This window comes from Aureibaculum algae (genome assembly GCF_006065315.1).
Classification (GTDB): Bacteria; Bacteroidota; Bacteroidia; order Flavobacteriales; family Flavobacteriaceae; genus Aureibaculum; species Aureibaculum algae.
On the sequence record NZ_CP040749.1, the window covers coordinates 2339932 to 2355528 of the forward strand.

Here is a 15597-nt window from a genome sequence, read left to right on the forward strand (position 1 = left end):
GTAACGGAAAATTAGAATCTCTAATTTTAATTTTAAAAAAAATACGGAAAGTGGTTTTTACAATGATTTACGGTCAGTTCGAGCGGAGTCGAGAACGTTAAGATCAGCGTTTCTTTTGTGAAGTAAATTAGTAATTGATTATAAGGTTTAATTGATAACTTTATCAGTATGTAATCATTGTATAAAAAAAGTACCCATTTATAAGTTAAATGGGTACTTTTTTATTTTTAAACATGTAATGTTTTACTATAGAATTGGGGCTCCTATCTTATTTAAAGTTCGCAATACCATCTTCAAGCCATTTCAAGTATTCATCGGCGTCTGGTGTATAAGCAACAGGCGTATTTAGATTTTCTTCATCATGGCCCATTAGAACATAAAAAGGTTGTGTATTCGCTTTAAAACGAATGGTTTGAAATTCACTCCATTTTTGACCAATATATTTTAGTTTTTTACCAGGTCGTAATTTTGAGTCAACTTGCTCACCTTCCGGTAATGGACGTTTATCGTCAACATAAAGAGAAATTAAGACTACGTCATTTTTTAACTTATTTAAAATTTCAGGTTTCGGCCAAACGTTTTGCTCCATTTTACGACAATTAACACATGCCCAGCCTGTAAAATCTAACATCACAGGTTTACCTACTTTTTTAGCATAAGCCAATCCTAAGTCATAATCATTAAACGCTAATATATCATGTGGAGCTAATAAATGTGCTCCTTCAGGTATTTCTGTAATGGTTGATGCACCTCCAGATTTTGAGTTACCAACACCATAAGGTGATTCACTATAGTCCAATGGTGGAGGGAAGGCTGAAATTATATTTAGTGGAGCTCCCCATAAGCCAGGAATCATATAAATGGTAAAGGTTAAGGCTACCAACCCTAAACTCAATCTGCCTACTGAAATATGAGGTAAAGGAGAATCATGTGGTAATTTTATTTTTCCGAATAAATAAAGTGCTAAGGTTCCAAAAATAGCGATCCATATGGCAATAAACACTTCACGTTCTAACCAATGTAATTGTAAAACTAAGTCGGCCTGAGATAAGAATTTAAACGCCAATGCTAATTCTAAGAATCCCAATACAACCTTAACGGTATTTAACCATCCACCAGATTTTGGTAATGAATTTAACCATCCAGGGAACGCAGCAAAAAGGGCAAAGGGTAGGGCAATGGCTAAAGAAAAGCCAAACATACCAATAACTGGTGCAAGTCCACCTTTAGAAGCGGCTTCTACCAATAAAGTTCCAACAATTGGACCTGTACAAGAAAAGGAAACAATTGCTAATGCTAAAGCCATAAAAAAGATGCCTATAAGTCCACCTCTGTCTGCTTGATTATCAATTTTTGTCCCCCATGAACTTGGTAAGGTTATTTCAAAAGCACCTAAAAAGGAAACGGCAAAAATAACCAAGAGTAAAAAGAAAATGACATTAAACCATACGTTGGTGGCTAAGGCATTTAAAGAATCAGCACCAAAAATACCAGTCACAGCGATTCCTAATATTAAATAGATTGCTATGATTGAAATTCCATAAATAACTGCATTTCTAATTCCTGCTGCTTTCGATTTACTTTGTTTGGTAAAAAAGCTAACCGTCATTGGAATCATAGGAAACACACATGGTGTTAATAGAGCCGCAAAACCTGATAAAAAGGCGATAAAAAAGATTGTCCACAATCCTCTTTGCGATTCTTCTTTCGGAGTATCACTGTTTACAGCATCGGTGGTTGTGTTTTCTAATTTTTCAATTTCGGCATCTGCGGTAGCAATTACTTTATCAGAATCGGGGGTTACGGTATTCTTGATATTAAAATTAAAATCTTTTATAGTTGGAGGTGTACATTGTACATCATTACAGGCCATATATTCAACCTCTCCTTTTACAACGGATAACTCGTTATTTAAGATTCTAATACGTTGTTTAAACTCAGCTTTGGTATCAAAATATTTAATTTTCATTTTGAACACAGCATCATCTACGGTATGTCCTTCTTCTTCAGAAGTATTTCCTATCAACTCAAAATCATCATTGGTATAAAAAGTAAATGTTGTAGGTATAGGGCCATCTTCTGGTACATTTTGAGCATATAAGTGATAGCCAGATTCAATAGTTGCAGTTGCAATTAGTGTAAATTCTGTATCAGAATTTTTTTCAACTGAAGTAGTCCATTTTACGGGATCAATAATTTGAGCATGGATTGATGAGAAGGATAAAAATGCTAAGAAAACGGTAATTAAAAATTTTGACATTTATATAATTATTTTTTATGTTTTAACTAAGACGTAAGTTTTTTTAAGAACTATCAAAAAAAAGAAATTAATTCAAATTAAACTCTAAATCTACAGTTGTGGGTGGCGAACATTGTTTATCATTACAGACCATAAACTCAACTTCACCGCTAATTGTCTTAGTGGTTTTTAAAATTTTCACCCTTTGTTTAAAGGTAGCTTTATCTTCAAAAAATTTAATTTTCATTTCAAAAACAGGATCATTTATAGTATGACCTTCCTCTTCTTTGGTATTCCCTTTTTTTACATAATTGGCATTACTTTTAAAGGTAAAGGTAGTGGGAATAGGACCATCTTCTGGAACATTTTGCGAGTATAAATGCCAACCTGCATCAATAGTTGCAATTGCAGACAATTCATAATCGGTTTCAGATATTTTTTTGACTGAAGTAGACCATTTTACAGGATTTATAATTTGAGCTTGTAATACAGAAGTGGTTAAAGAAACTATTAAAAAAAGTATATATAATTTTTTCATGATAAATTTTTATAATTAAACAAGTCTAGTTAGGCGTAAAAATAACGATTTACTGTCAGTTTAGTGTTGTTAAAATTTGGTTAAAGTTAGTTCAAAAACGATAAACTCAACACTGTGTGGACCAAAAGCGTGTTGATAGTAGTATGGAAATTGAACATCTTCTATTTCTTAATAGATTTTAAAACAAAAAACGTAGGCGAGAATAGTCCAATTTTTGTTTTTTTTTAATATTAAATTCTAATTCGCGTAAAGAATCAATCTTCTTATCCTTTAACTTTATTTCCATTAAATAGTTAATTTAAAGAGCTAAGTTAGCATCAAAGTTTTCCATAATTTATTCTTTATCTTTGGATTCTGATTTCCAACAATCAATGCGAAAATCTATTTACATATTCTTTATACTCGTTAATTTCTTTTGTACGGTATTAAATGCTCAGTTTAGTCCTTATTTTAAAAATTATTCTATTGCTGATTATAATGCTGGTAATCAAAATTGGGGATTATCAAAAACGGCCAACAGTCAATTATATGTAGCAAACAACAGTGGACTTTTAACTTTTGATGGTATTAAGTGGACCCTATCTGAAATGCCTAATAAAACGGTTATGCGTTCTGTATTGCATAAAGAGGGAAGAATTTATGTGGGCTCTTATGAAGAATTTGGCTATTGGCAAAAAGATGAACAAGGTGTTTTAGAATATCATTCTTTAAGTGATTTGATTAAAGGACAACCTTTTCAAGATGAAGAATTTTGGCAAATTACGGAATGGAATGATGCTATTATTTTTCGTTCATTTTTTAATATTTACATCTATAAAGATGATAAAATAGAAATTATACATCCTCCTTCAACAACTATTTCTTGCCATGTAGTTGATAATCAATTTTATGTAGCCACCTTAAGGCATGGTGTTTTTAGTCTAAAAAATAATAAACTAATCCCTTTTATTACGGATGAAGTATTAACCGAGAAAAAGGTAAGTTTTATTACGAACTATCAAAATACTAGTTTGTTAATAGGTACAGCTTTGCATGGCTGTTTTATATATGAAAATAAAAAACTCATTCCTTGGCAAGCTCCAATTAATACAGAACTAAAGAAGTATCAGCTAAATAATTTTTCAAAAAATAATGACAACTTCATGTTTGGTACCATCCAAAATGGACTCTATATTACGAATAAGAAAGGAGAAATTGAATTTCAAGTAAATAAGGAAAACGGGTTGCTTAATAATACCATTTTGGGGCAAACATTGACGAATGATGGTAAACTATGGTTAGGGTTAAATAGTGGAATTGCTCAAATTGATATGAGCTCAAATCTTGTTTTTTATAATGACAGTTCAGGGAAACTAGGAGCCGTCTATGATATAATTAATTTTAGAAATACTACTTATATAGGGAGTAATACCGGATTGTATTATTTAGATAAAGAAAATAAGTTAAAATTTATAGCCCATTCTCAAGGTCAAGTTTGGGATTTAAAAGAAATTAATGGACAATTATTTTGTGGTCACAATAATGGAACCTATTTGGTAGAGCATAATAAATTAAAATTAATATCAACACATGCCGGTGGATGGGTTATAAAAAAAGTGCCAGAGCGACAAAATATTTATGTTCAAGGCACCTATGTTGGGTTGGTATCTTATAAAAAGGAAGGAAGTACTTGGCAAGTAAAACATTTAGGAGCAACTACAAATCCTTTTCGATTTTTGGTTTTTGAAAATAAATCTACTGCTTGGGCTGCACATGCCTATAAGGGTTTGTATCGAATTAAATTTGATGTCAACTATGATAGTATCGTCAGTATTAAAAATTATAGTACCAAAGGTTTGAATTCAGAATATAATGTTCGTGTTTATAAAATTAAAAATGACATTTGTTTTAAGACCAATGAAGGGTGGCAAAAATATGAAGCCTTAAGAGATAGTATAGTAGATGCACCTATTTTAAATAATGAATTTGGTAAGCATGCGTATGTGATATCAGAAGAAAATGAAAACATCCTTAGCTTAAAAAAAGAGCTTTCTATTGAATTCAAATCATTTAATACCATTAATTATCAAATGATTGTAACTGACGAATATTTAAAGAATAGATTGGTAATTGGTTATGAAAATATTTCTAATTTTAACGATAACCAGCTAGCACTAAGTTTAAATGATGGCTTTCTGATAACTGATACATCTAAAAAAGTCTTAAACAAGAAACCGTTAAAACCTTTTATAGATAATTTTAAGTTAAATGGAAAAAATCGTACCCTTGACCATATTAATAATGAAGATTTTAAATATAAAAGTAACGTTTCTATTGGTTTAACAGTTGATGGTGCAGCAAACCATTTTTTCGAATATTCATTTGATACTATTACACCAACTAAATGGATAGCTATTGAAAATGAAAAAATAGAATTAAATAATTTAACAGAAGGCGATTATACCCTATATTTTCGATCAAATAATAGTTTTAAAAATCCTTCTGAAGTAATAAGTTTAAATTTTAATGTGAGTCCACCATGGTATAGAGCCAAAACAGGATATGTATTATATATGTTATTAGGACTATTAATAATGGCTATATTTTATTTTCTACATAAGGGGAAAATTGCCAAGGAGCAACGGCTTTTACAACTCGATTTAGAAAAAAAACAAGCTATTATTCTTAAAGAAGCAGAAATAGAAAATGAAAAACGATTGATATCCATTAGAAATGAGGGCTTAAAGAGTGAGGTTAAATTAAAAAGTAAGCAACTGGCCAACAATGCGATGTCATTGGTTAAGAAAAATGAAACGCTAACCAATTTAAAAAGAGAATTTGTTTTAAATAGGAATAGCTTTGACACAGAACTTTATCAAAAATTATTGAAGAAAATTGATGGGTCATTAGGTCAAAAAGATGAATGGAAAATTTTTGAGTATAATTTTAATCAAGTTCATGAAGACTTTTTCATTGGCTTAAAAAAACAATTTCCAAAATTGACTCATAAAGATTTGAAATTGTGTGCATATATTAAAATGAATATGCTAACGAAAGAAATTGCCCCATTAATGAATATTTCTGAAAGAGGAGTTGAAACACACCGTTACCGCCTTAAAAAGAAATTGAATTTAGATAAGGAAGATTTACAAACATTCTTGAAAATTTACTAGTCTATTTTACAAATGTGATAATTCTAACGATATTAATTTGTCATAATATGAATTTTGACTACTTAATATATACGTCATTACTACGTCATTTTTATATATTTCTTCCCAAATTAATATAATTTAGATTGATTTAAACTACGTCAATAGTGATTTTTTGAATTTTAACATCTCTTGACGTAACTAAAATGTATTTCATTTTTTGAATACCTATTTACTTGTATTAAATTTAACCATACTAACATTCAAATATATAATTTTATGAAAAGAGCATGTTTAAAAAGCACGAACTTTAGTAAAAAAGGTATAGTTAATTTAAACTCAAATCCTTTACTTAAAATGGGATTTAGGTTGACTTCAAAAATACCTTTACTATTGTTATTTTTTATCTTCACGCTAACAGCAAATGCCCAAGAAATAACTGTTTCTGGGATGGTTACAAGTGCAGATGATAATTTACCACTACCTGGAGTTAATGTCATTATTAAAGGTACCACAAATGGTACAAGTACTGATTTTGATGGTAATTATTCCATTATGGTAACTAAAGGTGAAGTTTTAGACTTCAGTTTTATTGGTTTTACAAATCAAAGTATTACTGTAGGAGACCAAACAGAAATTAATGTAGTGATGCAAGTTGATGCACAAGCCTTAGATGAAGTAGTTGTTGTGGGATATGGTGAATTAAAGGTGAAAGATTTAACTTCAGCCATTACAACCATTAAAGCAGAGGAAATTGGTAAAACACCTACCGGTCAAGCTATGCAAGCGTTACAAGGAAAAGTGGCAGGTTTGCAAGTCGTAAGTAGTGGTGCACCTGGTGCATCTCCAACGATACGTGTTAGAGGTATCGGTAGTTATCCTGGTGTAGGAGATGAAAGTCCACTCTATGTGGTAGATGGTATGTTTTATGATAATATCGATTTTTTAAACCCATCTGATATTGCATCAATATCTGTTTTGAAAGATGCTTCTGCATCGGCTATTTATGGTGTAAAGGCTGCTAATGGTGTAATTTTAATAGAGACCAATTCTGGAAAGTTTAATCAAAAGGGGAAAATTACCTATGATGGTTATTATGGAACTCAAATAGCCCAAAACGTTTTAAAAATGGCCAATTCAGAGCAATTTGTAAATATGGCTATGGAATCTGGTTCACCCGCCGATATTGGCTATGTTCAAAACGCTATGCAACGGTATGGTAGAAGTAGAACGAATCCTAATGTTCCTGATGTTAATACGGATTGGTATGACGAAATTTTAAGACCCGCTGCGATAATGAATCACAGTTTAAATTTTACAGGGGGTAGTGAAAACGCCAGTTATGCTGTTGGAACCAATTACTTCGCTCAAGAAGGGGTTTTAGATATGAAAAATGAATATGAGAGATTTAATGTGCGAGCAAAACTTGATTTTAAAGTAAACAATTGGTTGACAGTTGGAGGTAATACTATTTTTAGTAATGGAACAACCTATGCACAAGAAGCTAGTGCTTGGTTTACCGCTTATTATGCAGTTCCAATAATGCCAGTATTAGATCCGTCAAATACTGAGGCATGGCCTACACCTTATGCTTCTGCAGAAGATTTAGGATATCGTGGAGCTAAAAATCCAAGACCTGTAATGGATAATAATAGAGAACGTTTAAAAATAAGAAAAATATTGGCCAATTTTTACGCTGATATGGAAATTGTTCCCGAAAAGTTGAGTTTTAAAACCAGTTATAATCATAGTTATGAAACACTTAATAAAAGAGAAGCAGGTTTTCCTTATTTCGTGAGTAATGGGTCACAAAGACAAAGAGAATCAGCCTTTGTAACTAAACGATCTGAGGTTTATTCAAAACAAATATGGGATAATGTGCTAACATTTACCAATAAGTTTGATGATCATGATGTAACAATTATGGCAGGTACTTCTTTTAGAGATGATTCCTTTGATTTTGTTACGGGCACGGGTACAAATTATCCATATGATTTATCTGATGATAATGAAGAGCTTTGGTATTTAAGTCAATCAGAAGCAGAAACTCGCACAGCTGATGATGGCGGAAGTAGACAATACGGAATGTCTTATTTTGGTAGGGTTTCCTATAATTTTAAAGACAAGTATTTAGTATACGGTACATTTAGAGCGGATGGAAGCTCTAAATTTCAAGAAAAATGGGGATACTTTCCTACAATAGGTGCAGGATGGGTACTTTCTAGTGAGTCATTCATGGAAGACAATAATGTAATTGACTATTTAAAAGTTAGAGCAAGTTGGGGGCAGTTAGGTAATGACAAGGTTCCTGCTAGTGATGGTGCCAATTCTTTAAGTACAGAGGAAGTTGCCATTGGAGATCAATTAGAAACAGGTACCGTAGGTAGTAATACTTTTGACTACTTAAAATGGGAACGAACTGAAGAATATAATATCGGATTAACTTCACGAATTTTGGATAATAAACTATCTATTGAAGCTGATTATTATATTAGAAATACTAAAAATGCTATCATACCTATTAATGTACCCGCTACAGGTCAAAGTATTAGAAGGAATAGTGGTGAAATAAGAAATTCTGGTTTTGAATTATCATTAGATTGGAAAAATTCAATATCAGATAAGCTGAGTTATAATGTTGGGGTCAATTTAAGTACCTTGAAAAATGAAGTTATTGATATTTTTGGTCAAGACTATATAGACGGGGGTTCCGCAGAATTTAGACAACGTACTCTTGTAGGCGAACCCTTATTGGCATTTTTTGGATATGAAGTAGCAGGAGTGTATCAAAATGATGCTGAAATTGCTGCAGATCCAACTGCTCAAAATGAAATCAATAATAATAACAATATTTTAGTTCCAGGTGATTTCAAATACCGAGATATGAATAATGACGGAAAGATAGATGGAGACGATAGAGTGGTACTTGGTTCTTACTTGCCTTCATTTAATTACGGATTAAATTTAGGTGTAGATTATAAAAACTTTTCTTTTTCAGCGAACATGTTAGGGCAAACAGGTAATAAAATCCTAAATAGAAAAAGAGGTGAAGTAATCTTTACACCCGATGGTAATATGGATGCAGATTTAGCTATAAATCGTTGGCATGGAGAGGGAACTTCTAATACATACCCGTCATCATCGGGTCTAAGAAGAGGATGGAATCAAAAGATGAGCGACTACTTAGTAGAAGATGGTTCGTTTTTTAGATTGCAAAATGTGAGAATGGCTTATAAGTTTAATGGTGAAGAATTATTTGGTACACCTATGCCAAATGCAACCATCTCATTAACTGCAGAAAGACCTTTAACTGTGTTTGGTTATAATGGGTTTAACCCAGAAGTGCAAAATGGTATAGATAGACAAGTTTATCCAATACCAGCAGTGTATACAGTAGGATTAAATATCATATTTTAAAAAGAAATTATGAAAAATATAAAAAATTTCACAAAGTATTTTTTGGTCATATTAGTAGCAATGGTTGCTATTAACTGTGACAGCAAATTAGATGACCCTGTTGAAAATTTATCATTGTCGGCAGAGGAAGATTTTACACAATCTAGCAATATGATTTCACCTTTAATTGGTGCTTATGCTCAGTTTTATAGTCGTGGTTGGGAGGAGTCGTTATTGATTTCAGTCAGGGGAGATGATGTAAACCATGGTGGTTTAGGCGATCAACAACCGTTCGCAGATACCGATTTTTATAATTATGACAAAGATTATTGGATGTACAATTCAGTATGGCAAAACGGATATAGAGATATATTTGATTTACACAATGCCATGGAACGTATAGAAAAATATAAAGAGGCTGGGGCTGATGCTGCACTTGCCGATCAATACGTGGCAGAAGTTAAAGTTTTACGTGCACATTTGCTTTTTGAAATTAGTCGTCTTTGGAGTGCCATGTTTATAACAAATTCATCAGATGCTTCTGAATTGTATCAGGCTGATGTGTCTTCAAGGGATGAAGTATTACAACACATTTCTGATCAAATGGATGAAGCAATACCCTATTTATTAGATGAACATCCTGCAAATAGAGCAGATGTTACTGGTGGCGTTACAAAACATGCTGCATTGGCCATTAAGGCTCGTGCAAATTTAGAATTGAAAAATTATCAAGCCGTGGCTGAGGCGACAGGTCAAATTATTGCATCCAATAAATTTAGTTTATTTCCTGATTTTTATGAGGAATTCAAAACTGCTGGAAAATTGAGTCAAGAGAATGTATTTGAAATGCAGTATTCTGATTTCGGACAAGGTTCAGGGCCTAGTTCAAATCATTTATGGGCACCTTATGGACCTCAAGGCTGGACTCCTGCAGTTACTGGAGCGAGTGCTGGATGGGGATTTTACGAACCTAGCTTAAAATTTATTAAGTTTATGTTAGATCGTAATGAAACAGTACGGTTAGAAACTTCAGTATTATTTACAGACAGAGGAATTGCTAAAATTAAAGAAGATCCAGATTATGCAACGTTGCCTAGTTGGATATCAAATACTACCCGTGATGGTGATGTAATTAATGATTATGCAAGAGCAATGTTTGCTAGTGGTAAACATTATTTACCCTCTAATGAGCTCATTGCAGGAAGAACATCTTATGGTAGCAATAAAGATTTTATTATAATTCGATATTCCGAAGTATTGCTAATGTATGCAGAGGCCTTAACACAAGGAACTACCGGTACTGGAATGACTGCAGATCAGGCTGTGAATCTAGTAAGAGATAGAGCTGGATTAGATGATTTATCTGGGGTAACTACTCAACAAGTTATGGATGAAAAATTTGCTGAATTAGGAATGGAATGGGGTATCAGGTATTATGATATGGTTAGATTGGGTACAACTGGTGAGTTAACCTATGATGATCATGTATATTCTGACAATAAAAGGTTTTTACCTTTTCCTCAAAATCAAATTGATCAAATTCCTGCTTTAAGAACGTATGTTCAAGGACTATAAAAAAAACTAAAGATGAAAAAAATTAGAAATATTCTTCCGTACTTATTATTAGTACTATTTATATATTCCTGTAATGATGGAATTGACCCACTTACTGAGGTAGCTCCAGGGCCTGACGCCACAGCACCAGATGTAATGATTAAGTATCCAGTTGAGGGTACAAAAATAAAGGTAAATGAGCCTGTTGTACCAATTACCATTGAATTTGAAGTTACAGATGATATCGAAGTTGCAGACATTCAAGTGCTGATGGATGGTACTGAAATTGCTATGATGAGTGATTTTTTAGACTATCGACGTGTATTAGCAGAAGTAGCTTTTGATAATGTTACTACAGGTGTTCACGAATTAAAAGTTACAGCAACTGATTTAGATGGTAAATCGACGACATCTACTGTGAATTTTGAAAAAGAACCACCTTATATTCCTTTATTTCCAGATTTAGGCGAGCAGTTTTATATGGCTTTTGACGGTGATTATACAGAGTTGATAACGGTTACTAAAGCTACGAAAATTGGCACACCTGGTTTTTCAGGTGAGGGGGTTGCAAGTCCCAACGCTTATGCAGGTGCAATAGCATCTCAATTGACATTTCCTGTTGAAAAAATGAACTTAGGAAGCGAAATAACCGGTATGTTTTGGTATAAAGTTAATGCCAGTCCTGACCGTGCAGGTATTTTAGTTATTGGAGATAATGCTGATGATCGTAACCAAGGGTTTAGGTTATTTAGAGAAGGTAGCGGTACGGAGCAAAGAATAAAATTAAATGTAGGTACTGGTCTTGGTGAAAGTTGGAATGATGGAGGTGTTATTGATGTTACCGCTGGAGATTGGGTAAATGTTGCATTCACTATATCTGATACTAAAAGTGTCATTTATTTTAATGGAATTGAACAAAATTCAGGAAGTTTGTCAGCCCCGATTGATTGGACAGGTGTTTCTGTTCTCGATATAGCTTCAGGTGGTGAAACTTTTTCATACTGGGGGCATGCAAATGACTTAAGTTATATTGATGAACTACGTTTCTTCGATAAAGCATTGTCTCAAGAAGAAATTCAGAATGTTCTCGGTGTAACCAATCCTTATGAACCTGCAGATGGAGAAACGTTGTATATGACTTTTGATGATAATTTTAGTAATAAGGTAGGTGGAACAGTAGCCGATCAGGTGGGGAGTATAGGTTTTGCCAATGAATCGAAAAAAGGTTCCAATGCTTTTGCAGGGGCGACGGATTCATACCTAACATATCCTATTGATGGTTTATTTGGTGAAGCATTTAGTGTAGCATTTTGGTATAAAGTAAATGCTGACCCTGATAGAGCAGGTATTATAGTTGTAGGAAATGATACGCCAGAAAATAGAATGCAAGGTTTTAGAATTTTTAGAGAAGGTGATGGTTCTGAACAAAGAATTAAATCTAACATTGGTATCGGCACAAGTGAGGTATGGAATGATGGAGATGTTATTGATGTGACAGCCGGTGAATGGGTACATATTGCAATAACGGTTTCTACTACAAAAAGTAAAATATATTTTAATGGTGTAGAAAAAAGAGCTTCTGATATGGCATCTCCTATTGATTGGACGGGCTGCAATAATATGAGTATTGGTTCAGGAATGCCAACCTTTGGTTATTGGAATCACTTATCAGATTCAAGTTATATTGATGAATTGAAAGTATTTAATAAGACATTAACTAGTGAAGAAATACAAGATTTAATGTAAAGTATATTTAAGTTGAGTTAGTAATTTCCGTCTGGGGGTATTAATAGCTTTATTAGTTGACAAACCAACTAAAACCTGGATGGTCTTTTGGCTGCATTCTTAATTGAATGCAGCCAAAATTTACTATACTATTTGTCATTCCGAGTGAAATAAACGAATGTTTTTCAGCGAACTACAAATTAAATGGAGCGAAGAATCTGTTCAAAACAAGTAGAGAGCTTTATTATAATAATATTACAAAAAATGAAAAAATACAATCACCTATATTTATTGACCTTAATACTGTTTTTTTTCTTTTCATGTGAAAAGAAAAAAGAGGTAGAAGGAAATAAATCTAATGGTAGCGAAGAAGTTGTTGACTTTAAACTAACAGCTGAGGATGAAATTTTGCTAGACACCATTGAAAAACAGACGTTCAATTACTTTTGGGAAGGTGCAGAACCAAATTCTGGATTAGCCCGAGAACGTTTGCATATGGATGATATTTATCCCACATCACCCAAAAATACAGTAACCACAGGAGGAAGTGGCTTCGGACTCATGGCTATTTTAGTAGGAGTTGAAAGAAAGTTTATAACTAGAGAAGAGGCTCTTAAAAGGTATCAAAAAATAGTAGCCTTTTTAGAAAAATCTGATCGTTTTCATGGGGCTTGGCCGCATTGGATTAACGGAGAAAATGGTAAAGTAGTAGCTTTCAGTAAAAAAGATAATGGTGGAGATTTGGTAGAAACCGCATTTTTAGCACAAGGTTTATTAACAGTTGCAGAGTACTTCAGAGAGGGTAATACTGATGAAAAACAACTGGTGAATCAGATTGAAAATCTGTGGAAAACTATAGATTGGAATTGGTATACAAAAGGAGATGATGTACTCTATTGGCATTGGTCACCTGAATATCAATGGGAAATGAATTTTCCAGTAGGTGGTTATAATGAAGCTTTAATCATGTATGTGCTTGCGGCCTCTTCGCCCAGGCATCCAATTCAAAAATCTGTTTATGATAAAGGTTGGGCAAGAAACGGCGATATTACAAAAGATACGGTTTATTATGGCTTAGAAACGGAATTAGACCATTACGAACATGATAAGTCTCCCGTAGGGCCACTTTTTTGGGCACATTATTCGTATTTAGGATTAAACCCTAAAGGATTAACTGATCAGTATGGAGATTATTGGAAGTTAAATCAGAATCATGCGATGATTCATTATAAATATGCGTTGGATAATCCTAAAAAATATAAAGGCTATGGCGATGATTATTGGGGGTTTACTTCTAGTTACTCCATAAAAGGTTATGATGGACATCGTCCCGACAGAGATCTCGGCGTAGTTTCACCTACTGCAGCACTTTCTTCATTTCCGTATACACCCAAAGAGAGTATACAAATGTTAAGGCACCTCTATAAAGACATGCCAGAATATATTGGTAAATATGGACCGTATGATGCCATTGCATTAGATAGTGATTGGAAAACGGTAAGGTATTTAGCCATTGACCAAGGTCCAATTCCTGTAATGATTGAAAATTATAGATCTGGCCTACTATGGAATTTATTTATGCAAAATAAAGATGTTCAAAAAGGATTAAAAAAATTAGGGTTTCAAAGTCCAAATTTGAAAACGAATGATTAAAAGAATCACATATATACTATTACTAATTACAATTATTTCGTGTAAAGACGATACATACGTATATGAGCCACCTGTGATAATTGACCCAGACCCTGTACCAACACTTACAGATGAAGAGTTATTAGATCTAACACAAAAAGAAACCTTCAAGTATTTTTGGGATTTTGCTCATGTTAATTCTGGAGCAGCAAGAGAACGTTATCATCCTGGTAATCCTTTAAATGATGCCAATACAGTAACTACAGGAGGAACAGGTTTTGGATTAATGGCTATTTTAGTTGGTGTAGAACGAGGGTTTGTAAGTAGAACAGAAGCATCAGAAAGGCTAACTAAAATTTTAATTTTTTTAGAAAATGCAGACCGCTTTCATGGAGCGTGGCCACATTGGTTAGACGGAGATACAGGTGCTGTAAAACCTTTTAGTACCAAAGATAATGGTGGTGATTTAGTGGAAACGGCCTTTTTAGTGCAAGGTTTAATCTGTGTTAAAGAATATTTTAAAAACGGAAATGATTCCGAAAAGGAACTGGCAGCAAAAGCAGATGTTCTTTGGAAAGGAGTAGATTGGAACTGGTATACAAACGGTAATAATGAGCTGTTATGGCATTGGAGCCCTAATTTTGGTTTCGATATAAATTTAAGACTGAAGGGGTATAATGAAACCTTAATCACCTATATTTTGGCCGCAGCATCACCAGATTATAGTATTTCAAAAGAAGTTTATGAAGAAGGCTGGGCGGATAACGGTACTATAAAATCAACTGAAACTCAATATGGATTCCCATTGGTATTGAAACATGCTGGTGCTCCACAATTCGGTGGGCCTTTGTTTTTTGCTCACTATTCTTATTTGGGTTTAAATCCCACCAATTTATCAGATCAATATGCTAATTATTGGCAGCTAAATGTAAGTCATGCTAATATCAATTATCAATACTGTGTAGAAAACCCTAAAAACTTTAGAGACTATGGAAAAGACGGTTGGGGGTTGACCGCAAGTTATTCTAGAAATACTGATGGCTCCATAGGTTATATGGCTCATAGTCCAACTAACGATATTGGTGTTATTTCTCCAACGGCTGCAATAAGTTCTATACCCTATACCCCTCAAGAATCTTTAAAAGCATTACATTATTTTTATGAACATAAAGATATTTTGTTAGGTCCAGCCGGTTTTTATGATGCCTTTAGTCCGCAATACAATGATTGGGTAGCGGAAGCTTATTTAGCAATAGATCAAGGTCCACAAATTATAATGATAGAAAATTATAGAACAGGGTTATTGTGGAATTTATTTATGCAAAACAATGATGTTAAAAATGGATTAAACAAATTAGGATTTAATTATTAATAGGACACGC

General features: G+C 33.3%; 8 protein-coding genes. 6 read left to right on the forward strand and 2 right to left on the reverse strand.

Features of this window, described 5'->3' with window-relative positions:
- Positions 1-268 precede the first annotated feature (268 nt).
- Together FF125_RS09720 and FF125_RS09725 are read right to left on the reverse strand one after the other, a co-directional pair.
- On the reverse strand, positions 269-2260 hold the full coding sequence (locus tag FF125_RS09720; protein ID WP_138949590.1) for a protein-disulfide reductase DsbD family protein: 1992 nt from the start codon (positions 2258-2260) through the stop codon (positions 269-271).
- Between the two features lie 67 nt (positions 2261-2327).
- Positions 2328-2777, reverse strand: a complete 450-nt coding sequence (locus FF125_RS09725; RefSeq protein ID WP_138949591.1) for a protein-disulfide reductase DsbD domain-containing protein — start codon at positions 2775-2777, stop codon at positions 2328-2330.
- 371 nt (positions 2778-3148) lie between these two features.
- On the opposite strand from FF125_RS09725, the gene FF125_RS09730 reads away from it, so the two are divergent.
- The 6 genes from FF125_RS09730 (at position 3149) to FF125_RS09755 (ending at position 15587) form a co-directional block, all read left to right on the forward strand.
- Complete coding sequence (locus tag FF125_RS09730) at positions 3149-5929, forward strand: LuxR C-terminal-related transcriptional regulator (RefSeq protein WP_138949592.1); 2781 nt, start codon at positions 3149-3151, stop codon at positions 5927-5929.
- Between the two features lie 258 nt (positions 5930-6187).
- A complete protein-coding gene (locus tag FF125_RS09735; RefSeq protein WP_250629725.1) occupies positions 6188-9325 on the forward strand; it encodes a SusC/RagA family TonB-linked outer membrane protein in 3138 nt (1045 codons plus the stop codon).
- A 9-nt stretch (positions 9326-9334) separates the two neighbouring features.
- A complete protein-coding gene (locus FF125_RS09740) occupies positions 9335-10879 on the forward strand; it encodes a RagB/SusD family nutrient uptake outer membrane protein (RefSeq protein WP_138949593.1) in 1545 nt (514 codons plus the stop codon).
- 12 nt (positions 10880-10891) lie between these two features.
- A complete protein-coding gene (locus tag FF125_RS09745; RefSeq protein WP_138949594.1) occupies positions 10892-12604 on the forward strand; it encodes a LamG domain-containing protein in 1713 nt (570 codons plus the stop codon).
- Between the two features lie 243 nt (positions 12605-12847).
- Positions 12848-14236 carry a glucoamylase family protein gene (locus tag FF125_RS09750; protein WP_138949595.1) on the forward strand — a complete coding sequence of 463 codons (1389 nt, stop codon included), beginning with the start codon at positions 12848-12850 and terminating at the stop codon, positions 14234-14236.
- A complete protein-coding gene (locus tag FF125_RS09755; RefSeq protein ID WP_138949596.1) occupies positions 14229-15587 on the forward strand; it encodes a glucoamylase family protein in 1359 nt (452 codons plus the stop codon). Before FF125_RS09750 ends, FF125_RS09755 begins: the two co-directional genes overlap by 8 nt.
- Positions 15588-15597 lie beyond the last annotated feature (10 nt).